Below are 26907 nucleotides of genomic sequence, written 5' to 3'. Positions count from 1 at the left end.
AGCGCCCGTCGCTCAGCCCTTGTCCCAGGCGCGGGGAGCTTCGAGATCCGTGAAGACCGCGGCGGTCGCCGAGGCGTCGATCAGGTCCTGCATCCGCTGGCCGCCGGCCTCCTCGACGATGCGATCGTCGTACTCGTCCGCGAGCACGGACAGATCCCGGAGGGCGACAAGGATCTCGTCGGCGTCGAGCGTCTCGCCGCCGAGGAGCGTGTGGACGATGACCACACACGAGCCCTGCGCGACGTAACCGAAGGCGCCGAAGCGGATGCGCGCGTTCAGGCGGAGCAGCTTCATCGCGAGGTCCGGCGTCATCTCGACGCCGCGGGCGAGCTGCGCGACGAGCCGCACGAGCGCGCGATCGGGCGCCCAGGGAAGGACATGAAGGTAGACGTACGCTGTCCCCTGGCGAACGACGTAGAACTGCGGCTCGACTCGGGTGAACGCCGGGGAATCCGCGAGCGCCGCCTCGATGCGCGCGTTGGTCACTCGAACGGCCTCGTCGGAATCCTTCGGCATGACGCGGAGGATACATCGCCGCGGTCCCGGTGCAGAGCCGGGACCTAACGCCTGAGCGGAAGCAGCGGGCCTGGCGGCGCTGGCGCCCCCTCGTCGCCCGGGACGGGCCGCGGCCCCTTGCGCACAGGCGCCGGCTCGATCGGGGCGGCGCCGGAGGGCGCCTTCAGCAGGAACGGGCGAGCGTTGCGGGTCGAGCACGCGTCGTACGGATCCCGGTGGAACTCCCAATGCAAGTACACGTTGCCGTCCGGCGACACGATCGCGTCCGGCGCCTTGCCGAAGGGCGACGCGCGGTGCACCGAGTTCAGCGCGACGATGTCGAAGGCCGTCATCCCGCTCGGCCTCGTGACCCCGAGGCGCACGACGCTGCCGCTGTCCTTGTTCAGGACGATCTCCACGTGCGTGACCCGGTTCTGGTTGAACGCGTGCCCGGAGGGCAAGCTCTCGAGCGACGCCAGGAACTCCTCCGCGAAGATCGGGTGGAGCCGGTTGTGGATCATGTTGATGTACGTCGCGAACGGCACCCGCGCGGCGTTGAGCGAGGTCTGGTTGCCGGGCTTGACCGAGGGGTCGTAGTTCTCGATCGCGGCACGCCATTTCTTCCACTTGTCCGTCGTCTCCCACGAGCCCCGGTGCGCGCTCCTGCGGGAGGCGCCGTCCGAGGCCCGCTCCGCCCTGAGCTTCTCGTTGCCGACGGCCGCCTGCACGCCGGCCATGTCCAGGTTGAGGTTGGGCCCGCCGGGGAGCCCCGGCGCGCCGAGGCCGATCGAGCCGACACGGACCGGGCTCTGGTAGGGCTGCGGCGTCGCCTTCTTGCCGGCCACGCGGCTCTTGCCGTCGCCGCCCGGGTTCGCCGGATTGAGGGTATAGCCGCCGCGCGCGCCGTCGATCACCTCGGGCGACGCCGGGCCGGAGCCGCCCGCGGCGCCCTTCTCCGGCGGCGGAAGCGCGGGAGAGACCTGCGCGACGCGAGCGCCGCCGCTCGCGCCCGGCACGCTCGGGGGGGGCGCCGCCCGGGAGGCCTGCGCTGCCTGCGCCGGCGACGCCGGGCTGTGGTGCTCCGCGCTCTCGCTCTCGGGGTTCCCCTCGCCGGGCGCGTGCTTCTCGTTGCCGGCGCGCTCCTCGCTGTGGCCGCTGTGATCGTGGTCGCTGTCGCCGACCCTGTCCGTCGGCGCCTTCGGTCCCGACGGCGTCCCGGGCGTCGGCTCGGGGTCGTCCTGATCCTTCGAGCGGATCTGCGCCATGGTCTCCTCGTCGACCTTGTTGGCGTCGTCCGCGATCCGGTTCGCCTCGGGGTTGTCCTGCTGGTCCTTCTGGACGTGCTGCCGGACGGCGATCCGCTGATCCGCCGGCGGCAGCGGCGGCGGCGGCGCCGGCTGGACCGGTACGATCTTGGCCGCCTCTTCCTTGGGCGGCTCGGGCTTTGGCGGCGCGGGCGGAGGCGCCTTCGCCTGGCGCGGCGGCTCGACCTTCGGCGGCTTCCGCGGCGGGATCGTCGCCGCCTTGGTCGGCTCGGGGTTCGGCTGCTGCGGATCGGGCGTCGCGTCCTTGTCCGGCTCGCTGTCCGACGGTCGCTCGGGCGGCGCGAGCGGGGCGGGGGGCGGCGTGAGCGCCGCGCCGTCGGTCAGGATCTCGAACGTCGTGTCGCCCGGCCGGAGGCCATCCCTCACCGCGTGGACCATCTGGCGGAGCTGGGCGCGATCCTCGATGACCTGCGCCACCTCGACGGCGCCGCCGCCGCCCGCCATGTGCGCCACGATCGCCGCGCAGATCCACAGGGCGAGCGGGATGTGGGCGTCACGCGACACGGCGCTCAACGCCTCCGCGCTGCAGAGGCCGCACCGCGCGACATGGCGCAGGCGTAACAGCAGCGAAAGACGGTCACCGGTGGCACCTCCAGACTCCGCGTGAACGACCTGCTCGAACAGTGCGCCGATGCGCCAAACGTACCCCGGAAGCGGTTCGAACCTAGCATCCAGGGATCAGCGCAGCAACGGTCGGCTCACGCGCAGCCGCATCGTCCGCGCCGGCGCTCCCGGCCGCGCCCGCCCTCGGCGAGGCCGCCCTGCGCCGTCGCCACGATCAGAGCTTGATGATCGCGTCCCAGTGATCCGCGATCTCCTGCGCCGTCCAGACGCCGCCCTCGTCCTTGAACTTCCCGGGGCTCTGGACGACCTTGTAAATGTACATCTGTGCACCGGCGACGGCGAGGACGTTGCCGGTCTTGTCGGCGCACAGGTCGGACGCGAGGAACAGCGCCGCAGGCGCCACGTGCGACGGCGTGAGCGTGTCGCCCGCCGATTGGAACATGGGCAGATCCTCCGTCATACGGGTCTTGGCGATGGGCGCGATCGCGTTGACGGTGATCCGTTGCTTCTGCAGCTCGATCGCGGCGGTGCGGGTGAGGCCGTAGATGCCGGCCTTGGCAGCCGCGTAGTTGGCCTGCCCGAAGTTGCCGAGCATCCCGGAGACGCTCGTGGTGTTGACGATCCGCCCTCCCCCGCCCTGCGCGACCATCTGCTTCGCAGCGGCCTGCGTGCAAAGGAACGTTCCCTTCAGGTGAACGGCGATGACGGCGTCCCACATGCCCTCATCCATCTTGAGGAGCGTCTTGTCGCGGACGATCCCCGCGTTGTTCACCAGGATGTCGACCCGGCCGAACGCATCGACGGCGGTCTTCACGATCTTCGCCGCGCCCTCGGGGGTCGCCACGCTGTCGAAGCTCGGCGCGGCCTGCCCGCCCGCGGCCTTGATCTCCTCCGCGACCTGCGCCGCCATCGCGTCGCTCGAGCCCGACCCGTCGCGCGTCCCGCCGAGGTCGTTGATGACGACCTTCGCGCCCTCCCGGGCGAAGAGCAGCGCTTCCTCGCGGCCGATCCCGCCGCCGGCTCCCGTGATGATCGCGACCTTTCCGTCGAGCAAGCCCATCGCAGATTCCTCCTGATCCGCGCGCCGGCGCGGTGCGCCGTGCCGTTTTCGCGCGGAGCTTCGCACGGCGGGCCTCGGCCCGGGCACACATTCGTGCGCGCAGGCGCGCGCAGCGCAATCGAGCGAGCGCCGAACGAGCGCCGAGCGACGGTGCGCGCGAGCGGGCCCGTCCGGCGAGGGTGACTGCCGCGCGCCCGAGCGCCCGCGCCGCTTCCTTGGCCGATCGAGCGCGGCAGTGATAACGCCGCCTTCGATGCAACTGCCCAGCCGCCTTTCCACGTCGACCCTGGGAGACCTGCTCGGCGCGCTGCACCGCGAGAAGACCACCGGGCTCCTGGAGCTCTGCGAGCTCCGGACGCCGAGCGGCTCGACGGTGCCAGGCCGCCAGCACCGGATCCAGCTCTTCTCCGGCCTCGTCACGGCCGTCGAGACGCCGCTCCGGGTGCCCCGCCTCGGCGAGATCCTCGCGAAGGAGGGCTCCGCGCCCGAGCCGTCGATCCAGCGGCTCGCCGCGCTCGTCGCCGCGCACCGGGGGCGCCGGACCGGCGAGGTGCTCGTGGCGGCGGGGCTCATCCCGGCGACCGCGGTCGACCGCGCGCTCCGGATCCAGCTCCGCGCGCGCCTCGAGGCGCTGTTCAGCATCGAGGAGGCGACCATCTGCTTCCACACGGCGAGGCCCCTCGCCGGGTCGCTGCGGCAGACCGGCCCGCTCCCGCCGAGCGATTTCCTCCACGGCCGCCCGCGCGCGCGGGATCGGCAGCGGCGCGCCGGCTCGTCGGCGCGCGCCGCGCACAGCGGGCCGACGGGCGCGCCGCCGCGCGCCGCTCGGGCGGACGAGCCGCGCCGCCGGGCGCTCGATGTGCTGGGCCTGCGCGAGGGCGCGAGCGAGGCCGAGATCCGCCGCGCATTCCGCCGCCTGGCCGCGTCCATGCACCCCGACCGCGCCGCCGCGTACGCCGGCGACGGCGCCCAGCGCACCGCGCGGTTCGCCGAGCTCTCGGCCGCCTACCACCTGCTCGTCGCCTGACCGCCTACGCCCGGCCCACGAGGCGCTCGATCAGGAACGACGCCACGGTGATCGGCTTCGTTCCCGGGCCGAAGCCAGCGTCGAAGCCGAGCTCGACGGCCAGGTTGTGATCGATGCGCGGGCCGCCGAGCAGCAGGATCACCTTGTCCCGGAAGCCCTGGCGCGTCGCCAGGTCGACGAGCGCCGCCGCGTTCTCCTTGTGGCAGTTCCGCTGGGTGATCACCTGCGAGACCAGGATCGCGTCCGCGCCGAGCGCCTTGGCCTTCTCGCAGAGCTCGGCGTTCTCGACCTGCGCGCCGAGGTTGTGGGCGTCGAAGCACTTGAAGCTCTCCAGCCCCTTCTCGCCGGCAAACCCCTTGTAGTTCAGGATCGCGTCGATGCCGACCGTGTGCGCGTCGCTGCCGGTGCACGCCCCGACGACCACGATCTTCCGGCCGAGCTTCTTCGCCTGTGCCTCGATGTCGTCCCGCGTGAGCGGCTGGGCCGCGAGCTCCTGGACCTCGATGTCCGAGAGGTCGACCCCGTGCTGGGAGTGCCCGTAAACGACGAAATACGTGTGCTCCCGGCTGGCCTGCTCCATCGCCGTGACCAGCGGCTCGCGCAGGCCGTGCGACTCGGCAAAGCGCTTCGCCGCCTCGCGCGCGCGGTCGCCCGGCAGGACGCGGAGCGTGAACGACATCTGGACCATCCCGTCGCCCTCGCGGTCGCCATACGCACGCAGGATGTTTCGCGGTGTCATGCTCACCTCCGTCTACAGGCTACAGGGGGCGGACTGCGCCGATCCCTGGTTGACAGTAGCGCCAGGCGGCCTCGCGCGGCTAGGGCGATCGCGCCGCAGAGAGCGAGCGAAAACGACACGAAAGCTCAGAGAGCATGCCTTTTGAAGACTCCAGTGACGCGGCTTCCCGGAGCGGTTCGAGCCCGACTCTGGCGCTGTGCTGGGACGAGAAGGGAGTGAGACGCCAGGATGTAAGGAGGAGAGATCCAGGAGTTCCTGGCGTCCATGGCGGCTCGGCGGTCCCTTCTCCGATCGTTCCGTTCCCCTCGATCGGCGCGTCAGCGCTGGAAGGAGAGGGGCTCGTTGCAGCGCGGGCATCGACCCGACCAGTACCGCTCGTGGTGGGACGGCTCGCTGGGGTCCGGGCGTCGGATCCGCCGCGCGCAGCGGGCGCAGTGGACCCGATCGACGAGCTCCTCGATGAAGCCGTGCGACGGGTGGGCGTCGACCAGCTTGCGCAGCTCGGAGAACACCTCGGACGGGGGAAGGCGACCCGCGCGGCGCAGGAGATCCTCGGCCGCGCGGCGGACGTCGTCCCTCTGCGGCGGCTTCGCCTTCGCGGGGGGCGCGGGCGCCGGGAGGTGAGCGAGCTGAGCGCGCATCCGCTCGAGCTCCTCCCTGAGCTCGTCGATCGCGCGCTGCTGTCGGTCGAGCGCCTGCCGCTGCTCCGCGACCCGATCCTCGAGGATCTCGAGCCGCACCGCATCGGTCGCGTCGCTCCGGTAAGGCGAACCGCGGCGCCGTGTCTCCTCGGGCGTCCTTCCGCTCATGCGCCCATGCTCGCAGATTCCGGTCGGCTTATGGCCGCTCCAGCACGTCGAGGATCGGATTGAGATACTCCGGGTGCCGCACCACGACGCCCGAGTACCCCTTCCCCCCGGTGCGCGTGCGCTTGACGTCGCCGAACGCGCCACGCCCGATGGCGTCCCAGACGGTCTCCTGCTCGACCTCCCGCAGCAGCTCGTGCGCCTTGTCGAGGACCTCGCGGGCGCGCCGCTCGACGATGCCACCCGGCTTCCACTGGATCTCGTCGCCGAGGTGCCGCGCCGCCGTGAAGATGTAACGGGCGCTCTTCAGCGAGAGATACCGGTCCATGAGGAGCGGTGTGTGGACCGCCTCGCTGAACATCCCGAGCAGCTCGATCGACTGGCCGGTCGTGATCCCGACCAGGTTGAACATCGCGTCGTGGACGTGGCTGTGGAAGATGTCGCCTGTCTTGAACTTGGTGGGCGGCATCCACTTGATCGGGTGTCGGTCGAAGATCTGCCGGACGAGCTGGGCCTGGGCGAGCTCGAAGAGGAGGCTGTCCTCGAGCCAGGGGTCGATCTCGAAGGCGTGGCCGAGCCCCATCTGCTCCTCGCGGAGGCCCGCGCGCCGCGCGAACGCCTCGTTGATGAACTGCGACGCGAGCACCGTATGGGCCTTCTCGACCGCGTCGGCGGTCGTGAGGTAGTTGTCCTCTCCCGTGTTGATGACGATGCCGCTCCTCGCGATGATCCTGCGGGAGAAATACTGATCGATGAACGTCCGCTGCATGTTGATGTCGCGGAACAGGATCCCGTACATCGCGTCGTTGAGCAGCATGTCGAGCCGCTCCACCGCCGCCATCCAGGCGATCTCGCTCATGCAGAGGCCGGACGAGTAGTTCGTCTGCGCGAGGTAGGTGCCGGTGTCGCGGGTCGCCTCGTCGGCGGCGCGGCGGATGATCCTGAAGTTCTCCTGGGTCGCGTACGTGCCGCCGTATCCCTCGGTGGTCGGCCCCTCCGGGACGTAGTCGAGGAGCGACTGGGCGGTCGCGCGGATCACGGCGACGATGTCGGCGCCGGCGAACCCGGCGGCCTTGGCCTGCACGGCGTCGTCGTAGATGTTGCCCGTCGCGACGATGACGTACTTGAGCGGCGCGACGCCGACCCGGTGCGCCGCCTTGGTGGCCTCGCGCTCGTCGCGGGCCCTGTCGATCCGGGCGATCGCCTCCCGCGTCGCGGCCTCGAGCGCGCCGCGCGCCTCGGCCGCGGAGGGCCCCGGGCCGAGGTCGGCCGCCTCGCTGAACGCCAGCATCTCCGCGGCCTCCTGCACCGAGCCGGCGCCCTCGCAGAGCGCCCGGCCGAGGTGGTATGCGACGCCGCGGCCCGCTTGCCCCGCCCTGTGGATGCGATCGACGAGCGCGTTCACGAGCGGCGTCCCCTCGGCGTCGGCGCCGACCACGCCGTAGGCGCGGGCGACGGTGCGCTCGACGCCGACCGTTGTGTGGCGGTCGATGAAGCGCTGCACCTCGTCGGCGATGTCGGCGGCAAACGCGCGGCACGCCTCCACCTTTTCCTGCTCCACGGGGACAGTCGTCATGGATTTCTCCGGGGCAAGCGCTCTTAGCGCACTCTCACCGCGGCCGGTACTCCGGCGCAGGATCCATGGCGAAGCATGGAACAGCCGGCCTCGCGGGACTCAGCGGTGGCCGATGACGGCGCGGCGCGGCGCGTGGTGACGGCGCACGGCGCTCGGCGCTCGGCAGCGACGCCGGCGGCGGGCGGCCTCACGCGTGCGCGGCGCGGCCGGGGGCGCTAGACGACGGGGGTCATGGGCAAGCTCATCCTGCTCTTCACGGCGCTCCCGATCCTGGAGCTCTGGCTCCTCCTGTCGATCGGCGACGTCATCGGCTTCTGGCCTACCGTGGCGATCGCGCTCGGGACGGCGGTCCTCGGCGCAGCGCTCGCGAAGCGCGAGGGGCTCAAGGTGCTCGCCTCGTGGCGCGGCGCGATGGCCGCGGGGCGCGTCCCGGACGAGGGGCTCACGGGAGGGCTCCTTGTGCTCCTCGGGGCGGCCCTGCTCGTCACGCCGGGGGTGCTGACCGACGTGGCAGGGCTCCTGCTCCTGCTCCCGCCGGTGCGCCGCCGCGTCGCGGCGGTGGTGCGGGAGCGGTTCGAGCGGCGGGTGGCCGCGGCGAGCGCCGCCGGCATCGGCGTTGGCGGCCCCGGCGACGGCGCGTTCTTCAGCATGAGGGTCATCGACCTGGGCGGCGGGCCGTTCGGCGAGCGCGCCGAGGGGCGCGCTGGCGCGTCCCGCGGGCAACAGGCGTCGTGGCAGGTCATCGACGTCGATGCGGAGGTGACCGAGGGCGCCGAGGAGGATGAAGCCGGCGGGCCAGCGCGGACGACGCGACGACTGCCCGGCTGACACCCCGATGTCATCGATGCCCCGGCGAACGCATGCGCGCTCGCTGCCCGGAGCACCAGCGACTCTCACGCACGACACCCGAACACCGGCGTCAGGAGCTCGGCGAGACACGCGAGCAACGACGCAGGACAATGATTCACGTCCGAGCTGCACGACTGAAACGACAAAGAAACAGAGCGCATTGTAGGCTCATCAACGTCGTCGGCGCAGCCCGACATCTCAGGAGAAACGACATGAAGATCTGAACCCGCGCAACATCACGCAACAACGCACAACGACACCAACGCAGCAACCTCTATGAAAGATCCAACTCGAACCTCGATCCCGTCGACCCGGCCGCGCCGCCCCGGCAGCAGCGCGAAGGACGACCCTGGCACGACGTCCAGCCCTGAGCAGCGCCAGCGCGCTCGCCTGAACGCCCGGCAGGCGGTGCTCCAGCAGCCCCGCCGCACGCCCTCGCGGAGGGTGCCGAGATGAGGCTCATCAAGTCGATGGCCGGCTGGCTGCTCGGGTACGTCGATCCACGGGAGCCGCTCGGCAGCTCGCTCATCAACGCTCTTTCCAGGCTCCCCATCCACCTCGCCGCGGACGCCGTATGCCTCCGGAGGAACGCGGACTCCGGCGCCCTCGAGGTGCTCCTGACCCAGCGCGGAGCGTCGGCGGCAGGCCCTGGAGAGTGGTGCTGCCCCGGCAGCGTCCTCTCGCCGGGCGAGCAGCCCGAGCACGTCCTCCACCGGGTCGGGATGACGATCTCCGACTTCACGTTCGTCGGCGACTACTTCTCGGCCGCCACGCGCGGCTGGATGCTCTCCCGGGTCCATCAGGCGAAGCTCGCCGAGGTCCCGGCGACGGGCACCTGGTGGCCAGTCGAGCAGCTGCCGAACAACCTGGTACCCAAGCACCGGGAGCTGGTCATCCCGATGGCGGTCAAGGCCTTCCACGCCCAGCGCGCGAAGCGCTCGCAGGCCCAGCGCGCGAAGCCGTCGCAGAAGGTCGCCAGCGCGCCGCTCACGTGAGGACCCACGCGGGGCCCGGCCACGCGCGCGGGCCCCGCTCAAGGCACATCTCGGATGCTCGCTCCGAGAGGCGCCCGCGGGATCACAGGAGATGTGTGATCATCCGCCCTTCAGCGTACAGCCATCTCCAGCGCCAGCTGCTCGACGGAACGCCGCGGTCGTCCGTCTATGCTGCTCCGGGCGAGCGCGGCGCGTGACTGGACACCGACAGAGCATGTAGCGCCCAGACACACCAGGAAAGGAAGCGTGGGGGAGCCGCGCCGTCGGTCCGCTCGCGCCGTGCGCGGCCGGCCGCTATGGTTCGCGCGCCGCTTGCGTTACGCTGCGTGGTACGGCTGTGGATCCCCGCGGCGGCGCTCTCCGCGGGTGATTCCGCACGGACATGGAAGACATGACGGTCGACAAGACAGCTCTCATCGTGGGAGGAACGGGCCTCGTCGGCGGCCACTGCCTGCGCCTCCTCGTGCAACAGCCAGCGTACACGAAGGTCGTCGCCCTGCTCCGCCGCCCGGCCCCGATCGAGGATGCGCGGCTCTCGCAGCGCATCGTCGACTTCGACCGGCTCGAAGGCGCGGACTTCGCCGGCGTGAGCGACGTGTTCTGTGCGCTCGGGACGACGATCGCCAAGGCCGGCTCCGAAGAGGCCTTCTACGAGATCGATTATCGCTACCCCATCACCGTCGCCAGGCTCGCCGAGAAGGCCGGGGTGAAGCAGTTCGTCCTTGTCTCCTCCGTGGGCGCCGACCCGCGCTCGACCAGCTTCTACCTGCGCGTGAAGGGCGAGCTGGAGCAGGAGCTCTCGGCGGCGAGCTTCGCGGCGGTCCACGTGCTCAGGCCGAGCCTGCTCCTCGGCGAGCGGGGCGAGGTCAGGAAGGGCGAGGCCATCGGCGTCGCGGCGGCGCAGACGCTCCGGTTCACGATGAAGGGCGGCCTGCGCAGGTACCGGCCCATCGACGCGAGGACGGTCGCCGGCGCGATGGTCGCCGCCGCGCTCGGCGGGCGCAGCGGTCGCCACGTCTATCACTTCGACGACATGGAAGCGCTCGCCAAGGGCATCGGCGTCGTCCAGGCCTGATCACCGCCATGGCGCCGCCACCCACCGGGCGACGCAAGCGCGCGAAAATGCTAGGGCTCTCGGCAGGCACGGCGCTCGCTCGATGACGCCGCCATGGTCTTCGCTCAACGCCCCTCGCCGATCGTGACCGAGCGCCTCGCCCCCTCCCCGCTGCGCCCGCCGGAGAGCCCGCCGCCGTCGCTCGACGCCGTGCTCGCGGAGCGGTTCGGCATCGCCGCCTTCCGGCCGTGGCAGCGCGAGGCGATCGAGGCCCTGCTCGGGGGCGCGGGCCGCGTCCTCGTGGTCGCCCCGACCGGCGGCGGCAAGTCGCTCTGCTACCAGCTCCCGGCCGTCGCCCTGCCCGGCACGGCGCTCGTCCTGAGCCCGCTCATCTCCCTGATGGAAGATCAGGTCCGCGCCCTCGAGGCGCGCGGCATCCCGGCGACGTTCATCGCGTCCAGCCTCGCGCGCGAGGAGAACGGCCGCCGCCTCGCCGCCCTCCGCCGCGGCGAGTACAAGCTCGTCTACGCCGCGCCCGAGCGCCTCGCCCTCGACGGGTTCCTCGAGGCGCTCGCCGCGAGCCGCCTCTCGCTCGTCGCCGTCGACGAGGCGCATTGCATCGTCCAGTGGGGGCACGACTTCCGGCCCGACTACCTGCGCATCGGCGCCGCGCTCGCGCGGCTCCGGCCGCCCCGGGTCCTCGCCTGCACCGCGACGGCGACCCCCGACGCGCGCGACGAGATCATCCGCCGGCTCGGCTGGCCGCTGCCCGCGCCCGACGGCGCGGGCGACGGCGGCGGCGGTGCGGTGCGCGGGCGCGGCCCCGAGGAGCCGCCGCCCAAGGTGATCCTGCGCGGCTTCGCCCGGCCCAACCTCCACCTGCAGGTCTCCGCGGTCGACGGCCCGCGCGAGGCGGGGCGCCGCACGGCGCGCGCGCTGCTGGAGGCCCTCGGCGATCCCGGGCGGCCCCGCGGGGCGGGCATCGTCTACGCGGCCACCCGCAAGGGAGCCGAGCGCCTCGCCGAGGCGCTCCGCGACGCCGGCTGGAACGCGGAAGCGTACCACGCCGGGCTCGCCCCCGAGTCCCGCGCGCGCATCTCGGCGGGCTTCGCCGATCGCAGCCTCTCCGTGGTCGTGGCCACGAACGCCTTCGGCATGGGGATCGACCGCCCCGACGTCCGCCTCGTCGTGCACGCCCAGCCGCCGTCGTCGATCGAGGCGTACTACCAGGAGGTCGGCCGCGCCGGGCGGGACGGCGCCCCGGCCCGCGGCCTCCTCCTGTTCGCGCCCGCGGACATCGCGCTGCGCCGCCGGCTCTGCCAGCTCGGCGAGGGAGGCGTCGAGGCGAGCGCCGACGACGCCGCGCGCGCATGGGGGCTGTTCCGCGAGCTGCTCCGCTACGTCGACGCCGCGACGTGCCGGCACGACTTCATCCTCCGCTACTTCGGCGACGAGGCCGAGTCGCTCGGCGGCTGCGGCCACTGCGACGTCTGCCTGGAGGTCGACGCCCTCGAGGCGAGCGACCCGGCCGCGCTCGCCCGCGACAACGACCTCGTGCGCCGCGCGCTCGCCGGCGTCGCGCGGGTGAAGGGCGGCGCCGGGATGCAGGCGGTCGCGTCGATGCTGATCGGCGAGTCGAACGAGCGCGTCCGCCGCATGGGGCTCGACAGGCTCTCGACGTTCGGCGTCCTCGAGAAGAAGAGCCACGACGAGGCGATGTCGATCCTTCGCGCGCTGCTCGCCAACGCGTGGATCGATCTCACGACCGGCGAGTTCCCCGTCCCCCTCATCACGCCGGCGGGCTGGCGCGTGATGCGCGGAGAGGTGCCCGCGCGGGTGCGGCTCCCGGTCCCCGCGGCGCGGCGCCGGGCCCATCGCCCGCGCCGCGCGGCAGCGGGCCCGTCGCCCGCCGCGCGCTCGCCGGCGGCCGCGCCCTCCCCGCGGGCGCGCGCGCAGCCGGCCCCGCAGGCGTTCGCGTCCGCAGCGACCCACGACGACGCGGCGCGCCCTGCGCCGGGCGCCCCCCTCCCCGCCTCGCGCGCGCAAGCGGAGCCCGGCGTCGAGCTCGAGGAGCGCGACGTGCCGCTGTTCGAGGCGCTCCGGGCCCACAGGGCCGCGCTCGCGAAGGAGAAGTCGCTGCCCGCCTACGTCATCGCGCACGACCGGACGCTCCGGGAAATCGCGCGGATCCGGCCCGCGTCGCTCGACGACCTCGCGCTCGCGCGCGGCATGGGGCAGGCGAAGATCTCGAGCTACGGGGAGGGCATCCTCCGCGTCGTCCGGGAGTTCTCGGGCCCCTGATCGGCCCCGGACCTCAGGCGAGACCGGCGACGCGGAGCTCCGCGATGAGCTGGCCCTCCAGGCTGACGAACGTCGTCAGGCGCCCCTCGACGTTGACGAACACGTCGAGCATCAGGCCCGCGCCGAGATCCAGGACATGGAGGTCCCCCTTGAGGACCACCGTCGGGGCCTCCCCTCCCCTCGGCGGCCGCCTGGGTTCCCTCTCCATGGCCTTCTTCGAGTTCATGCCCGCCTCCGCCCGGCCCATCCGCTCCCAGGACCGCCGCCGCACGCCGCGCGGTCGACCCGGACGCGACCGCACGCGCGAGGCAGCCCGCCCGCCGGCCACCACGTCAAGCGCGTTCCATGCCGTGCTCGCACGGCTGGAGTGATCCTTCCCTTCACGCAGCCCCCTTTCTCGCCCGCTCCTCACCCGACCGGCGCTGCCTTCATTTCATGGGATCGGCTTCACAGGAAGGCATGAAGTTCAGCGAGGATCGGACTTTCTTCCCGGCTTCCCATCCTCCCGATCGAGCCGGGCAACCCCGGTCGAGCTGGGCAGCCACGATCCATCACCTCTCCCTGGCCCAGGACGAGAGCGACGCTGCTGCGCCCACCGAGACCCGGCCCGAGGCGAGCACCGGCCCCAGCGCTGGCTGCTCCACGAGCAGCGCCTCGACCCGCAGCAGCGCCGGCAGGTAGACGACCTCCCGCGCGAGGCCGCCGCCCCGGTGGACACGCGCCGCGATGCGCAGGGCGTCCCCCGTGGAGCGCGCGCCGCGCGCCTCGAGCAGCCGCGCGGTCTCGACGAAGCCCGCGCCGCGCTCGACGCTCCGCGCGGCGAGGTGGCGCAGCCCGAGCTCGATCCGGCGGGCGCCGACCAGGTACCCCGCGGCGCGCTCGCGCGCGAGCGCCCAGCCCTCCTGATCGTCGCCCCCGTTCGCGGTCCCGATCGCGAAGATCCCGAGCGGGAGCGCCGCGGCGCGCACGCTGGGCGCCGCGTGCCCCTCGATCTCGTGGAGCACCGTGCGCTCGACGTCGTCGCGCGTGAGCATGCGCCCCCGCGCGACCTGGATCACCCCGTCGCCCGTCGCGGCGAGCGGCGCGATGTCGGCGATCACGACCCGGAGGGGCAGGCGCCGCGCCCCGATCTCGCGGCGCATCCGCGACACGAGCGACCGGGGCGAGCGCGCGTCATCGCTCCGTACCCGCTCCTCGTCGCCCGACGCGGCGCCCGCCTCCTGCTCGACCCAGGCCGCGGCGAGCGCGTCCGCCTGCTCGTCGAACGCGTCGCGCGCGGCGTAGCGGCGGCGCGCGGCGGCCCAGCACCCGGCCCCGCCCGCGGCCTCGCAGATGGCGGCCTCCGCGGCGAGCTCGCTCGCGCGGCCGGCGTAGACCGCGCCGAGCTCCCCTTGCCCCGCGAGCCGCTCGGCCGCCGCCTCCATCGCCTTCCGGAGATCGCCGTGGTCCTGCGCGGGCGCGTAGGCGAACCGCGGGAGCTCCCCGCCGCTCCGAGCCCAGGAGGCGGCGAGCCGCGCGAGCTCCTCGACGAGGTTCACCGGCGTGCTCGACCCGACGACGCGGATCCGCCGCGCCGCGGCGCCGAGGAGCCGATCCGCGTCCGGCACCCACGCCGGAGGCGCCGGCCGCTCAGCCGACCTAGCTCGATGACGCCGCGCCACCGCCCGCCGCTCCTTCCAAGTACGCCCCCGCCCCGTGTGCCCTTGCCCCGTGAGGGCGCCGCGCGCCCGGTGCCGCCCGCCTCAGAGCAGGTTCGCCGCGAGCTCCGCGAGCTCGCTGCGCTCGCCCTTGGCGAGCACCACGTGACCCGCGATGCGCTCGCGCTTGAACCGCTCCGCCACCACGAGCAGGCCGTTCGACGCGTGGTCCACGTACGGGTTGTCGATCTGCTGAGGGTCGCCGGTCAGCACGATCTTGGTCCCCTCGCCGCACCGCGTGATGATCGTCTTCACCTCGTGCGGGGTGAGGTTCTGGGCCTCGTCCACGATGAGGTACTGGTGCGGCAGGCTGCGCCCCCGGATGTAGGTCAGCGGCTCGACCTGGATCTGCCCGCTCTCCAGGAGCTCCACGAAGCCGCGCGCGTCGCGCCCCGGCCTCGCGCCGCCGTTCGAGAACAGGAACTCGAGGTTGTCGAAGATCGGCTGCATCCACGGGTTCAGCTTCTCGTCCACGTCGCCCGGAAGGAAGCCCAGATCGCGCCCGAGCGGCATGATCGGCCGGCTCACGAGCAGCCGGCTGTAGGCGTTGTCCTCGGTCGTCCGCTTGAGCGCCGCCGCGAGCGCGAGGAGCGTCTTGCCCGTCCCGGCCTTGCCGATCAGCGTGATCAGCCGGACCGAATCGTCGAGCAGGAGGTCCAGCGCGAACGCCTGCTCCTTGTTGCGCGGCCGGACCCCCATCACCCCCTCCCGCCCGACGCGGAGCGCGACGATCTGCCCGCGCGCCGCGTCGAACCGGCCGAGCGCCGTGTGGCTCGGCGCCCCCGCGTCGCGGAGCAGCACCGCAGAATTCGGCAACAAGTCCGAGAGGTTGGCGCCGGCGAGAAAGCCGTTCTGGAAGAACGCGTCGACCTCGGCGCCGGGCACCTCGAGCTCCACGACCGACTGCTCGATGGCCGGGTCGTGCACCCGCTGGTTCTCGTACGTCTCCGCCGGGATCCCGAGCGCGTCGGCGCGGATCCGGAGGTTCGTGTCCATCGTCACGAAGATGGTCGGCCGATCCTTGTGCCGATCGCGGATGTCGATCGCCGTCTGCAGGATGGCGTTGTCCTGCGATCCGGACTCCAGCCCCACGAGCAGCTCCGGCCGCCGCTCCGGGATCGCGATCCTCAGCGTTCCGCCGCTCTCGAGCAGCACCCCGGTCGCGAGCGTCCCGGCGCCGCGGACCTCGTCGAGCAGCCGGGCGATCGTCCTCGCGTTGCGCCCGCGCTCGGAGCCCTCCCGCTTGAACTGATCGATCTCCTCGATCGCGTAGATCGGGATGATGACGTCGTTGTCCTCGAACCTGAAGATCGCGTGCGGATCGTGGAGGAGGACGTTCGCGTCGAGAACGTAATTCTTCTTCATGGGGGAGCGGGACGACGTAGCCGCCTGAAGCGACGGGCGCAAGAGAGCTGTTCTGCCGCCCGCGCTCGGTTGTGGTCCTAGCCGGCCCGTCGTCGTCAGAGATCGATCCGGTAGTCCTTGATCTTGTAGAGCAGCGCACGGTGGCTGATCTCCAGCACCTCGGCCGCCTTGGTCCGGTTGCCCTTCGTCTTCTGGAGCGCGCGCCGGATGAGGATCTCCTCGATGACGCGGGACGTCTTCTTGATCGACAGCTCGCCGCTCGTCAGCTGCATCTGGATCGGATCGCGCGCCTCGCGGATCCGCTCGGGCAGGTCGGCCTCGCCGATGCGCTCGCCCTCGCAGAGCACCATGGCGCGCTCGACGGTGTTCTCCAGCTCCCGCACGTTGCCCGGCCAGCGGTACTCCAGGAGCAGCCGCCTCGCCTCGGGCTCGAAGCCGCGGATGTTGATGCCGAACCGCGCGTTGTTCCTCGCGAGGAAGTGATCCATGAGGATCGGGATGTCCTCCCGCCGCTCGCGGAGCGGAGGGATCGCGATCGGGAGCACGTTGATCCGGTAGAAGAGGTCCTCACGGAACCGACCGGCCTGCGTCTCGGCCATCAGGTCGCGGTGGGTCGCCGCGAGGATGCGGACGTCGACCTTGATGTCCTTGCTGTCCCCCAGCCGGCGGAGCGTCTCCTCCTGGAGCACCCGGAGCAGCTTCACCTGCAGCGGGAGCGGCAGCTCGCCGATCTCGTCGAGCAGCAGCGTGCCGTGGTTCGCCTGCTCGAACAGCCCCGCCCTGTCGTTCACCGCGTCGGTGAACGCGCCCCGCTTGTACCCGAAGAGCTCGCTCTCCAGCAGGTTCTCCGGGATGGCGCCGCAGTTGACCGCGACGAACGGACCGCCGCGGCGGCCCGACCGCCTGTGGATCGCCCGGGCCACGAGCTCCTTGCCGACGCCGCTCTCGCCCGTGATGAGCGCCGTGGTCTTGTAGTCGGCGACCTTCGCGATCGTCTTGAAGATCACCTGCATCGGCGGGCTCTTCGCGAGGATCTCCTCGAAGAGGTTCTCCCGCCGGATCTCCTGGCGCAGGACGCGGTTCTCGCGGCGGAGCGCCTCCCGCTCCTCGGCCTTGCGGAGCGTGAGCAGCACCTCCTCGGCCTTGAACGGCTTCTGGAGGTAATCGTACGCGCCCGCCTTCATCGCCTCGATCGCCAGGTCGACGTTGCCGTAGGCGCTCATCACGATGACCGTGGCCTCGTTGCCCTTGGCCTTCAGCGTCGCCAGCAGATCGAGCCCGCCCATCCTGGGCATCCGGACGTCGGTCAGGATGACGTCGGGCCCGAACGTCTCGACCATCGCGAGCGCCTCCTCGCCGCTCGAGACCGCCTCGACCTCGTAGCCATCCCGCTTGAGGAAGGTGCGCACCACGAGGCGCAGGTTTTCTTCGTCGTCAACGACTAGGACACGGCGCATACACCCTGAAAACTTTTCCTACACCGGCGCGCACCACTCCGCAACGAGTTGCGTCTTTGCCCCTGCCGCAGCCTGTCCTCCGCGGTGTTTGGGAGTCGAGCGCGGCGCGCGCGCGCCCCCCGGCGGGCGAGCTCTGCGAACGTCGCCGCGCACCGCGCGAACGCCCCTGCGCGACGCGGAATGCGCGTGCGCAGCGATGGCGCTTCGCGGCGCTCGCGGCGGGCCGGGGCGACGCGGTGGTGGCAGTTGACGCGGCCCGCTCAGGCTGCTTTAGCGGCGACACGCGCAGGGAACCAGCAGGGGCTCGAGAGGCCTCGATCCTGCACGCCGGAGCGGCTTTCGCGGACAGGACCGCGCCCCTTAATTCGATCGCGTGAGGAGCCAGGGCATGAGGATGAAGGATCGTCTGGTCGACCAAGCAAAGAAGCTCACCTCGTCGGGCGTGGTCGTCCGTGTCGTCAGCAACGATCGCGTGATGCGGCTCGCCACGGGGGTCATGGACGCGAAGAACCGCCTGCGCGCCGCCCGGGAGCGGGCCGCCGAGGCCTGGGACATCCTGCTCAACGGGCACGCGCTCCCGAACATCGATCCCGCGCTCGACGACGAGGCCGGGGTCCACGTGGCGACGCCGTCCCGCGCCGCGGCCCGCCAGCCCGCCGCGGGCGGCGCGGGCGGCGCGGGCGGCGCGGGGCTGTCGGTCGTGGAGGAGACGGCGAGCAGCGACGCGCCGCGCGAGCGTACCGCCGCCCGCACGCACGTGAACGGCGTGGGCTCGAACGGCGCGGGCTCGAACGGCGCCGGCACCTACGTGGCCGCGGCGGCCGAGCAGCAGCTCGCGACGCAGATGGCGGCGCGGACGTCGCTGTCGCGGATCGGCGGGCGCGACGTGTTCGAGAAGGCGTACAAGTTCATGACCGCGGACAACGCCCGCGCCATGGGCGTCTACCCCTTCTTCCGCCCGCTCGACTTCAACAACGGCCCCGAGGCGCAGCTCGAGGGCCGGACCGTGATCATGCTCGGCTCGAACAACTACCTCGGGCTGACGACCCACCCGAAGGTGCGGGAAGCCGCGCGGAACGCCATCGACAAATACGGCACCAGCATGACCGGCTCGCGGCTCGTGAACGGGTCGATGCGCCTCCACAACGAGCTCGAGCAGAAGCTCGCCGCCTTCCACGGCAAGGAGGCGGGGCTCGTGTTCACGACGGGCTATCAGGTGAACATCGCGACCATCTCGGCGCTGCTCAGCAACAAGCGGAGCGTCGCGATGATCGACAAGGACGATCACGCATCCATCTACGACGGCGTGCGGCTCGCGCAGGCGTCCGGCGCCCGGATGGTGCGCTACAAGCACAGCGATCCCGCCGCGCTCGACAGCGCGCTCTCCGAGATCGCCGACACCGAGGGCGCCCTCGTGATCACCGACGGCGTCTTCAGCGCCCAGGGCGAGATCGCGAGTCTGCCCGGGATCGTCGAGGTGGTGAAGAAGCACAAGGCGCGGCTCCTCGTCGACGACGCGCACGCGCTCGGCGTCATCGGCCCGGGGGGCCGCGGCACCGCCGCGCACTTCGGCCTCGAGAAGGAGGTCGACCTCATCGGCGGCACCTTCTCGAAGTCGCTCGCCTCGATCGGCGGCTGGCTCGTCGGTGAGCGAAAGGTGCTCGATTACATTCAGCATTTCGCCTACAGCTTCCTCTTCGCGGCGAGCGCCGCGCCGCCCTGCGTGGCCGCCGCCATGGCCTCGCTCGAGGTCATGCAGGAGGAGCCCTGGCGCCAGGAGAAGCTCCGCGAGAACTTCACGTACATGCGCACGGAGCTGCAGCGGCTCGGCTTCGAGCTCGGCAAGACCGAGACGGCCGTCATCCCCATCTACATCCGCGACGATCTCAAGACCGTGATGATGTGGAAGTCGCTCCTCGACGACTACTCGCTCTACGTGAATCCGTTCATCACGCCCGGCGTCCCGCCCAAGCAGCAGGTCCTCCGCACGAGCTACATGGCGACCCACGAGCGCAAGCACCTCGATCACGCGCTCGAGGCGTTCGAGAAGGTCGGCAAGAAGTTCGGCGTCATCTGAGCCGGTGAGCCGGTGAGCCGGTGAGCCGGTGAGCCGGAAGGAGCGCCCTCCGGGCCCGCTCCCCGCGCTCGACGTAATCGACGTGATCGACGCGCGCCCGCCAGGTTCGGCATTTTCGCCGCGCGGCGGGCGTGGTCAGCTGAGCGGTCATGGATCTTCGACCGTTCGTGCAAGGTGTCGCCGGGGCGCTGGGACCTGCGCTCCGCTCTTTCTTCCTGACCGCCGCGGCCATGTCGTTCCTGGCCCTCGTCCTCGCGGGCTCGTCGTATGCCATCGCGGCCGACGGCTCGGCGCTGCGCGGGGGGCTGGCGGCCGTCGCGGCGCTCGCGCTCTCCGCCGTGATCGGCTTCACGCTGTCGTGGAAGCGGGCGCTCGGCACGGGCATCCTGCAGATCGTGCGGGCGAAGCGCCTCGGCGGGACGCTCGTGACCGCCGTGTTCGAGCGGCTGCTCGGCGTCTCCGAGCAGGCCGAGGCGGGCGCCCGCGGCGGGCGGATGGCGCAGGCGGTGGAGCGCGTCCCGCTCAACGAGGCGGTGAAGCGCCTGCGCCTCGCCGTGATCCACAGGGTGCAGGCCTCGCCGACAGGGGGCGGCGTGCGGGGGTTCCTGCGGCGCAGGATCGAGGCGCAGCTGCTCGGGACCATCGAGACGCTGACGCTGGCGCGCTTCCGCAACGAGGCCAACCAGGGAGGCGGCATCGACCTGCTGAAGGTGCGGGACGAGCTCGCCCAGGGCGTCGACGGCCTCGTCACCGACCAGATCGAGGGGACGCTGCTGAAGATGACGCTGCTCCTCGTCGGGGCCGCCGTGCTGGCGTCGCTCGGGGCGGCCGCGGGCATCCAGCACATCCCCCTGTGATCCTCAACCTGGCGCAGGCCCTCTCCCCCTGCGCGCCCCCGGCCCTCGGCGAACGGCCCCCTCGCCCGGTCGAGCGCCGCCGACGGCTCAAGCCGCTCCCCTGCCCGATCGACGCCTGTGGCCAGCGAGGTGCGCCGGCGCGGGCAGGCCACGCCGCCGCGCGCGCCGCTCGGGGGCTTCCCGTGCACATCGGCTTTGCCTAACCGCTCTCCATTACGTTAGTGTCGACCGACTGCCGTTACGTTTCATGTTGCTCTCACGTTTCATGTTGCTCTCACGTTTCATGTTGCTCTCACGTTTCATGTTGCTTTCACCTCATGCTGCGCAGAGGAGGCAATTCGATGATGGAGAACGATATGCGGAGATGTTGCTCGGCGCTCGCTTGCGTCGTGGGGTTGCTCGCGTCGCCGGCCGCCTGGGCTCAGGATCCCGCGCCGCCCCCGGCTGATCCGGGCGCAGCGGCCGCGGCCGGGGCGACGGCCGCGCCGACGCCCGCGGCGGAGCCCGCCGCGCCGGCGCCGATCCCGAGCTGGTTCCGCTTCGACGCAGACAGCCTCGGTCTCCAGCTCTGGGCCGGCGCCACGCACCAGGTCGGCCCCATCAGCCTCTCGAGCGACATCTACCTCACCACGCTGGGAACCGCGGAGTTCGACATCGGGCCCGCCTTCACGATGGGCCCTGTCACCATCAACCCGATGGTGGGCTTCTCGTTCAACTTCATGACGATGGAGCCGGCGGCGCTCGTCGCCCCGCAGCTGTTCACCTTCGTCGACTCGAAGCCCGTTTACTTCGAGTCGTGGATCCTGGGGTCGTTCTCCAGCATGTTCAACGAGAGCGTCCAGAACTACGTCTACACGCGGGACTTCCTGCTCTACTACCCCATCGACGACTTCGGCATCGGCCCGCACCTCGAGGCCACGGTCGACCTCAACGAGGTCACGCTCGAGGACGACCCGTTGACCGCCGGTGCGGACGTCGACGAGAGCGGCCTCGCCAGCCTGCAGGTCGGCGGCGTGATCGGGCTGAACTACGGCACGGGAAACAAGCTGCTCCTTTACCTCGGCTACGAGACGCAGGAGGAGAGCCAGATCGGCGGGAACAAGCTCGCTGGCCGGTTCACGTTCGTCCACAACTTCTGACGGCGCGCGCCGCGCGGCGACGCCCGGCGCCGCAGGAGCACACGCCCTCGCCGCCTTCCTCCTTCCGGTCGAGCTTCCCGCCGGCCTCGCGCGCTGGTACCGCAGCGCCATGGCCAGACCGATCTCGTTCTTCACGACCGCGCTGTGCACGTTGCTGGGGCTCGGGTGTCAGGCCCGGGAAAGCGTCCCGCCGGCCGCGCCGTCCCCGAGCGCGTCCGCGTGCCAGCCCGCCGACTGCGGCCCCCTCGCGATGATCGCCCGCGTCTGCGACGATGGCTCCACCGGCACCCCGCAGTGCACGCGCGCCGAGGGCGGGGCGTGCCGGTGGGAGCACGTCTGTCCCGCCGCGAAGCCGGCCTCCGAGGCGGTGGCCCCTGGGCCGAGCGAGCCCGCCCCGCCGGACGCGGAGCAGCCGGCCCCGCCGCCGGCCACGGCGCTCGCCGACGCGAACGCCGCGTTCGCGCAGCGCCTCTACGGCAAGCTCGCCGCCACGAAAGACAAGCTCTTCTTCTCGCCGGCGAGCATCTCGACCGCGCTGGCCATGACCTACGCCGGCGCCCGCGGCGAGACCGCGGCCCAGATGGCGAAGACGCTCGAGTTCACCCTCCCGCCCGAGGCGCTCCACCCCGCGTTCGCCGGGCTCCTCAAGGAGCTGGCGCTGGCGACCGGGCCCAAGGGGCCCGAGCTCCGGATCGCCAACCGGCTGTGGGGCCAGGCCGGGCTGCCGATCGAGCCCGCGTTCCAGAGCACCACCCAGCAGCACTACGGGGCCGGGATCGAGCTCGTCGATTTCAAGGGCGGGAGCGAGCCGGCGCGGGGGCGCATCAATCAATGGGTCGAACAGCAGACGAACGGGAAGATCAAGGACCTGATGCCCGCCGGCAGCATCACCGGTCTCACACGGCTCGTGCTCACGAACGCCGTCTACTTCAAGGGGAAGTGGGCGACGCCCTTCGACAAGCAGGCCACCAAGAACGAGCCGTTCACGGTCAAGCCCGGGACGGCGCCGGCCGTGCCGATGATGCGCAAGACGCTCCAGGCGGGCTTTGGAAAGACCGCTGACGCGTCGGTGCTGGAGCTCGCGTACGAGGCGCAGAGCCCCGAGCGCCGGCTGGCCATGGTCGTCGTCCTGCCCGCGCAGGTCGACGGGCTGGCGAAGGTGGAGCAGCGCCTGGCAGCGGGGGAGCTCAAGGCGTACGTGGAGGCGCTCCATCCGGCGCGGGTCGACGTGGCGCTCCCGCGCTTCAAGATGACCGCCGAGCTCGAGCTGTCCGCGACCCTGAGCGCGCTGGGCATGCCGCTCGCGTTCGACGACAAGAAGGCCGACTTCACCGGGATCACGAGGGCGGAGCCGCTCTTCATCTCCCAGGTCCGCCACAAGGCGTTCGTGGAGGTCAACGAGGAAGGGACCGAGGCCGCCGCGGCCACGGGGGTCGTCATGACGACACGGTCGGCCCCGGCGCTGCCCCAGGTGTTCCGCGCGGATCACCCGTTCGTGTTCCTGATCCGCGACGTCGCGACAGGCACCGTGCTGTTCATGGGCCGCGTGACCGACCCGCGATGACGTTCCTCCCGGCGGAGGGGGGCCGAAAGTCCGCGCGGAGCGCCAGAACCGCCGTACGATGAGCCGTTTTGCCGAGCCTTCACGGGCTCCGCCACCCCCCATCTCGAGGAGCGAGCGATGAAGAACGAAGACGCCGCGAAGGTGCTGCAAGCCGTCCGTGACCTGGCCCCCGCGATCGCCTCACGGAGCGCGGAGATCGAGGAGGCGCGGCGCCTCCCCGCGGATCTCCTCGGCCAGCTCAAGGCGGCGGGTTGCTTCCGGATGTTCGTGCCGAGGAGCCACGGCGGCCACGAGGTCGATCTGCGCACGGGGATGGACGTCCTCGAGGCGCTCGCCCGGGCGGACGGGGCCACCGGCTGGACCGTGATGATCGGCTCGGAGAGCCCGAACCTCTTCGCGCTCCTGCCGCGCGAGCGCTTCGACGCCATCTACGCCGGCGGGCCGGACGTGATCATCGGCGGCGGCTTCAACGCGCAGGGGGAAGCCCACGCGACGGACGGCGGCTACCGGGTCACCGGGCGCTGGAGCTTCGCGAGCGGCTGCGAGCACGCCAGCTGGCTGTTCGGGAACTGCGTGATCATGGACGGCGGCCGCCCGCGGATGGGCCCGGCGGGCGAGGCGGGCGAGGTTCCGGAGATGCGGGGCATGCTGTTCCCGGCGAGCGAGGCGCGCATCCTCGACACCTGGTCCGTGCTCGGCCTGCGCGGCACAGGGAGCCACGATATCGCGCTGGAAGGGGCCTTCTGCCCCGAGGCGAACACCTTCGATATCTTCCGGGGCCAGCCGTCGGTGGCCGGGCCGGGCTTCGTCGCGCCGGTCCTGCACTTCGTGCTCCACATGGGGGCCGTGGCCGTGGGGATCGCCCAGGGGGCGCTCGACGACGTCGTGACGCTCGCGAGCTCGGGCAAGAAGCGGCTGTATGCGCGCGCCCAGCTGGCGGACTCACCGCTGTTCCAGGTGAACCTCGGCCGCGCCGAGACGAGCGTCCGCGCGGCGCGCGCCCTGCTGCGCGACATGGGGGACGAGCTCTGGGACGGGTGCGTGAACAACCCTGGCGCCGCCGTCGCGATGGCGCCGCGGATCTCGGGCGCACTGGCCTGGGTGACGGAGGTGACCGCCCGGGCCGTGGACGCCTGCTATCAGGCGGGCGGAGGCGGAGTCGCCCGGAACGCCTCGCCCGTCCAACGGCGGTTCCGGGACATTCACACCTTCTCGCAGCACGCCGCCGCCGCAGAGGGCTGGTTCGGCCAGGTCGGCGCCGCGCTCCTGGGGCAGCCGACCGGCTTCTGGACCTGAACCTTAGCGATCACCGTCGTGGTCGTGAACGTGGTCGTGAACGTGGTCGTGGTCGTCAACGGCTCGATCGTGAACGTGAACGTCACCCGAAGATCGCCGCTCTCAACTCCCACGATTCACGTCGGCCGGCGCACGACCACGACCACGACCACGACCACGTTCACGACCACGACCAACGCGGTATACGTGGACATGTTGCGCCCCGCCCCGCTCGCCCCGCTGGTCCTCGCCGCCGTCTCGTTCGTCGCCTGCGCCGGTGCCCCGCGCCACGCTGACGCTCCCGTGCCGCCGCGGCCCCGGGCGGGCGCCTGCCCGGCCCGTCCGGCCTGCGACGCGCCGCCGCCGGCGGCCCTGCCGCGCGGGTTCAGGCACACGCGCTCGCGCCTCGTCGCGGCCGGGTGGCCGCGCCACCGCGGGCGCGACCTCTTCGCCCGCGCCGACGGGCCCCAGTGGGCCATCGCGAAGCTCGCTTACGGGCCGCAGGACGACGATCTCGAGGACGAGGACGTCGAGGCCTACCTGCTCCGCGGCTGCAGCGGCGCCTGGGAGCGGCTCGGCACCTTCCGGACGAGCGACGACGACCACCCGCACCCGACCACGGAGGGGATCCCGGACACCGGCGGGCGCGTCTACATCGACCTCGCCGCGGGCCGGCGCCTCGAGGTCGGCCGGCACCGCGTCCACCTCGCCGTGGCCGGCGACGCCACGAGCGCGGATCTGTTCATCGAGATCCTCCCGTCCGGCGCTCAGGTGGCCGTGACCGACGTCGACGGGACGCTCACGTCGAGCGAGGCGGCGGTCGTCAGCGAGCTCGTCGGCGGCGGCCCGCCGGCCGCCCACCCCGGCGCGGCGGAGGCGATGCGCGCCCTCGCCGAGAGCGGGATCTACCTTTTCTATGTGACAGCGCGCCCCGAGTGGCTCGTCGGCAGCACGAGGGTCTGGCTGCGAGAGCAGGGCTTCCCGCCGGGCATCCTCCACACCACCATCGGCGTCACCGGCGCGTTCGGCGGCGCGGCGGCCGAGTTCAAGACGATCGAGCTCGGATGGCTCAAGGCGCGCACGGGCATCGTGCCCTCCTTCGGCTTCGGCAACATGCCGAGCGACGTGGCGACGTACACGGCCGCCGGGATCCCCGCCTCGCGGTGCTTCTATTACAAGCTCGGCGGCGATCTCCGCGGCGGCGTGCCCCACGAAGACTACCGGGGCCTCGCCCCGGCGCTCTTCAGCCCTCAGGCCGCCTGCGCGCCCTGAGGGAAGCGCTCGCGACGCGGGCCTGCGCGCCCCGCGCCACGTCAGCGGCGGGCGCGCCCGGATCAGGGAGCGCCCCCGCCGCCGATCACTGCGGGATGTCGATCACGTCCTCGCAGGTGAAGTCGACTCCCAGGGACGCCTCTGGATCCGACTGTATCGCGCCGCACACGCTCTCGCAGAGCTCGATCTGCGTCGGGTTCGACGGATTGTCGTAGCGCCAGGCGTCGGCGCTCGCGCACTCCTGATCGTACGCGACGGCCTTCGGCTGGCCCCCTCCGCTCGTGTACGTCACGCGCACCCGCTGCTTGTCGAACGTCCGCCCGTCGGGAGCGGCCGGGATCGCGACCGTGCACGACACCGAGGCGCCGCGGATCTCGTCGATCGCCGCCCTGAACGCGGTCGCGGTCGCGTCGGGGTTGCCGGTCTCGATGATGAACGCCTTCCCCGTGCCGCCCGCCACCGCGATGTCGCGCAGGTTGTCGACGTTCCCCGGCTCGTCCTCCGGAGGGTTCGCCACCCCGATCACGTAGGTCGGGACGTTGTCCTGGCGCGCCCCCTCGACGCGCTCGACGACGGCCTCGATGCTGTCCGCGTCTCTGCTGCAGCGCTGCGGGTAGCCGTCGGTCACGAGCACGAGCGCGTACTTCCCGGGGTTCTCCTGGCGCTGCGCCTTGATGAAGGTGACCGTCCCGTCGACCACGAACGCCGTCGGCGTGCTCATGCCCCAGTCGTCGTCGTTCGCGGGCGTGACATCGTCGATCGCCTCGCCGAACGCCTCGGAGGGCAGCGGCGTCATCTCGACGTCCGGCGTGCGGTAGGTGCTGGCGTCGCACATCCGCCGCTCGCCGGGGAAGAACGTGAGCGAGGCGGTGAGCCCCGCGGACGCCGGATCCTTGAAGAACTGCTTGGTCGCGGCGACGACGGGATCCCACTTGAGCTCCTTGCTGTGCGAGGGCCTGTCGTTCATCCCCATGCTGCCTGACACGTCGAACGCGACAGCCAGGTACACGGGCTGGAGCCCGGCCTGGGCCGATTGCGTGGCGCACGCCTCGCCGGCCCCGGTCGAAGGGCCTGCGCCGCTGCTGGGGCCGCCTGAGCCGGCGCCGCTGCCCGAGGTCACCCCCCCTGAACCGAAGCCGCCGTCGTCGCCTCCGCTCCCATTACCCGAGCTGTTCCCGGCGCCCGAGCCGCTCTGATTGAGATTCTCGTCGTCACCACCGCCGCCGCACGCCGCGCTGGCCACGGCGACCGTGAACAAGGCAATGCCCATCGCAGGCAATCTCATGGCCTGACTCCTTTTTAAGTAAGTCCCGGCGCTGCGCGCCGGTAGAAAAGCAGACCACCACACGCGACCTCAGGAGCCGGCACGTCGCCGGACCACGCTCCTGAGAACTCGCCACCCATGCCCAGTAT

The 26907-nt window shown here is 71.9% G+C and carries 22 protein-coding genes; 11 read left to right on the top strand and 11 right to left on the bottom strand.

Going from position 1 to position 26907, the window contains the following annotated elements; translation table 11 throughout:
* Positions 1 to 12: 12 nt before the first annotated feature.
* From WME97_RS15885 to WME97_RS15875, 3 genes are all read right to left on the bottom strand, one after another.
* Positions 13 to 516, bottom strand: a complete 504-nt coding sequence (locus WME97_RS15885) for a T3SS (YopN, CesT) and YbjN peptide-binding chaperone 1 (RefSeq protein WP_012235526.1) — start codon at positions 514 to 516, stop codon at positions 13 to 15.
* A gap of 44 nt (positions 517 to 560) precedes the next feature.
* Entirely contained in the window at positions 561 to 2324 is a 1764-nt protein-coding gene (locus WME97_RS15880; RefSeq protein WP_437552754.1) for a hypothetical protein, read from the bottom strand.
* Positions 2325 to 2598: 274 nt separating this feature from the next.
* Positions 2599 to 3444, bottom strand: a complete 846-nt coding sequence (locus WME97_RS15875; protein WP_437552753.1) for an SDR family NAD(P)-dependent oxidoreductase — start codon at positions 3442 to 3444, stop codon at positions 2599 to 2601.
* Between the two features lie 253 nt (positions 3445 to 3697).
* Between WME97_RS15875 and WME97_RS15870 the strand changes: the two genes are divergently transcribed.
* Entirely contained in the window at positions 3698 to 4471 is a 774-nt protein-coding gene (locus WME97_RS15870) for a J domain-containing protein (RefSeq protein ID WP_437552752.1), read from the top strand.
* A gap of 4 nt (positions 4472 to 4475) precedes the next feature.
* On the opposite strand, the gene WME97_RS15865 is transcribed toward WME97_RS15870, so the two are convergent.
* The 3 genes from WME97_RS15865 to WME97_RS15855 form a co-directional block, all read right to left on the bottom strand.
* On the bottom strand, positions 4476 to 5210 hold the full coding sequence (locus tag WME97_RS15865) for an OAM dimerization domain-containing protein (RefSeq protein ID WP_437552751.1): 735 nt from the start codon (positions 5208 to 5210) through the stop codon (positions 4476 to 4478).
* A gap of 317 nt (positions 5211 to 5527) precedes the next feature.
* Complete coding sequence (locus tag WME97_RS15860) at positions 5528 to 6019, bottom strand: hypothetical protein (RefSeq protein ID WP_437552750.1); 492 nt, start codon at positions 6017 to 6019, stop codon at positions 5528 to 5530.
* Between the two features lie 28 nt (positions 6020 to 6047).
* On the bottom strand, positions 6048 to 7592 hold the full coding sequence (locus tag WME97_RS15855) for a lysine 5,6-aminomutase subunit alpha (protein ID WP_437552749.1): 1545 nt from the start codon (positions 7590 to 7592) through the stop codon (positions 6048 to 6050).
* Between the two features lie 231 nt (positions 7593 to 7823).
* Between WME97_RS15855 and WME97_RS15850 the strand changes: the two genes are divergently transcribed.
* The 4 genes from WME97_RS15850 to WME97_RS15835 all read left to right on the top strand — a co-directional run bounded on the left by WME97_RS15850 (position 7824) and on the right by WME97_RS15835 (position 12791).
* Entirely contained in the window at positions 7824 to 8420 is a 597-nt protein-coding gene (locus WME97_RS15850) for an FxsA family protein (RefSeq protein ID WP_437552748.1), read from the top strand.
* A gap of 473 nt (positions 8421 to 8893) precedes the next feature.
* The gene (locus WME97_RS15845) at positions 8894 to 9436 is read left to right on the top strand and encodes an NUDIX hydrolase (protein WP_437552747.1); all 543 of its coding nucleotides are present in this window, start codon (positions 8894 to 8896) and stop codon (positions 9434 to 9436) included.
* Positions 9437 to 9818: 382 nt separating this feature from the next.
* Positions 9819 to 10511: an oxidoreductase gene (locus WME97_RS15840; protein WP_437552746.1), complete on the top strand. Its 693-nt coding sequence runs from the start codon at positions 9819 to 9821 to the stop codon at positions 10509 to 10511.
* A gap of 93 nt (positions 10512 to 10604) precedes the next feature.
* Positions 10605 to 12791 (top strand): RecQ family ATP-dependent DNA helicase, encoded by a 2187-nt coding sequence (locus WME97_RS15835; RefSeq protein ID WP_437552745.1) that lies wholly within the window; start codon positions 10605 to 10607, stop codon positions 12789 to 12791.
* Between the two features lie 13 nt (positions 12792 to 12804).
* Here WME97_RS15835 and WME97_RS15830 read toward each other — a convergent pair whose 3' ends face one another.
* From WME97_RS15830 to WME97_RS15815, 4 genes are all read right to left on the bottom strand, one after another.
* Positions 12805 to 13017: a hypothetical protein gene (locus WME97_RS15830; RefSeq protein ID WP_437552744.1), complete on the bottom strand. Its 213-nt coding sequence runs from the start codon at positions 13015 to 13017 to the stop codon at positions 12805 to 12807.
* A gap of 325 nt (positions 13018 to 13342) precedes the next feature.
* Complete coding sequence (locus tag WME97_RS15825; RefSeq protein WP_437552743.1) at positions 13343 to 14398, bottom strand: tyrosine/phenylalanine carboxypeptidase domain-containing protein; 1056 nt, start codon at positions 14396 to 14398, stop codon at positions 13343 to 13345.
* Positions 14399 to 14533: 135 nt separating this feature from the next.
* The gene (locus WME97_RS15820) at positions 14534 to 15853 is read right to left on the bottom strand and encodes a PhoH family protein (RefSeq protein WP_437552742.1); all 1320 of its coding nucleotides are present in this window, start codon (positions 15851 to 15853) and stop codon (positions 14534 to 14536) included.
* A gap of 95 nt (positions 15854 to 15948) precedes the next feature.
* A complete protein-coding gene (locus WME97_RS15815) occupies positions 15949 to 17310 on the bottom strand; it encodes a sigma-54-dependent transcriptional regulator (protein ID WP_437552741.1) in 1362 nt (453 codons plus the stop codon).
* Positions 17311 to 17704: 394 nt separating this feature from the next.
* Between WME97_RS15815 and WME97_RS15810 the strand changes: the two genes are divergently transcribed.
* From WME97_RS15810 to WME97_RS15785, 6 genes are all read left to right on the top strand, one after another.
* Positions 17705 to 19387, top strand: coding sequence for an aminotransferase class I/II-fold pyridoxal phosphate-dependent enzyme (locus WME97_RS15810; protein ID WP_437552740.1), 1683 nt, complete (start codon positions 17705 to 17707; stop codon positions 19385 to 19387).
* A gap of 149 nt (positions 19388 to 19536) precedes the next feature.
* Complete coding sequence (locus tag WME97_RS15805; RefSeq protein ID WP_437552739.1) at positions 19537 to 20244, top strand: hypothetical protein; 708 nt, start codon at positions 19537 to 19539, stop codon at positions 20242 to 20244.
* Between the two features lie 341 nt (positions 20245 to 20585).
* Positions 20586 to 21383, top strand: a complete 798-nt coding sequence (locus WME97_RS15800) for a hypothetical protein (protein WP_437552738.1) — start codon at positions 20586 to 20588, stop codon at positions 21381 to 21383.
* A gap of 109 nt (positions 21384 to 21492) precedes the next feature.
* Positions 21493 to 22947, top strand: coding sequence for a serpin family protein (locus WME97_RS15795; protein ID WP_437552737.1), 1455 nt, complete (start codon positions 21493 to 21495; stop codon positions 22945 to 22947).
* A gap of 117 nt (positions 22948 to 23064) precedes the next feature.
* A complete protein-coding gene (locus tag WME97_RS15790) occupies positions 23065 to 24243 on the top strand; it encodes an acyl-CoA dehydrogenase family protein (protein WP_437552736.1) in 1179 nt (392 codons plus the stop codon).
* Between the two features lie 18 nt (positions 24244 to 24261).
* Positions 24262 to 25494: an LNS2 domain-containing protein gene (locus WME97_RS15785; RefSeq protein WP_437552735.1), complete on the top strand. Its 1233-nt coding sequence runs from the start codon at positions 24262 to 24264 to the stop codon at positions 25492 to 25494.
* Between the two features lie 85 nt (positions 25495 to 25579).
* Here WME97_RS15785 and WME97_RS15780 read toward each other — a convergent pair whose 3' ends face one another.
* On the bottom strand, positions 25580 to 26779 hold the full coding sequence (locus tag WME97_RS15780; RefSeq protein WP_437552734.1) for a vWA domain-containing protein: 1200 nt from the start codon (positions 26777 to 26779) through the stop codon (positions 25580 to 25582).
* Between the last annotated feature and the right edge of the window lie 128 nt (positions 26780 to 26907).

It is taken from the genome of Sorangium sp. So ce367 (assembly GCF_051520455.1).
Taxonomy (GTDB): Bacteria; Myxococcota_A; Polyangia; order Polyangiales; family Polyangiaceae; genus Sorangium; species Sorangium cellulosum_B.
This window is presented reverse-complemented; position numbering and strand designations above follow the sequence as displayed.